The sequence below is a fragment of the Actinosynnema sp. ALI-1.44 genome, from assembly GCF_001984155.1.
GTDB lineage: Bacteria > Actinomycetota > Actinomycetes > Mycobacteriales > Pseudonocardiaceae > Kibdelosporangium.
On sequence record NZ_MTQO01000002.1, the window covers coordinates 1 to 353 of the forward strand.

Sequence of the window (353 nt, forward strand, 5' to 3'; positions counted from 1 at the left end):
ACCACCATGTACTTCACGGTGTCACCGGGATTGGCCGACTGCTTGTCGACGGCCTTGGCGATCGACAGGCCCGAAACCGGAGTCGTCGTACCGCACTTCGGATCCGTCGACCCCGGTGGGCAGTTCCCCCCGGGCGTGTCCGAGGTGATCGCGTTGGTCAGGAGGTTGTCTCCCGTGTTCGGGTTCTTCACCTTGACCGAGTACGTGACGGTCGCTGTCTGGCCGACGGCCAGATCACCGGTCCAGGTCAGCTTCGGTTCCACATAGGACACCGCACCGAGGTCGGCCGCGCCGTCGTTCTGGTAGTCGGCGTCGTCAAGGACCTTCGTCAGGTCATCGGTGAACGTCGCACC

The 353-nt window shown here is 64.0% G+C and carries 1 protein-coding gene; it reads right to left on the bottom strand.

Going from position 1 to position 353, the window contains the following annotated elements; genetic code table 11:
- Positions 1-353 (bottom strand): DUF7927 domain-containing protein (locus tag ALI144C_RS00020; RefSeq protein WP_143230272.1); only part of this gene is annotated, 353 nt, incomplete at both ends.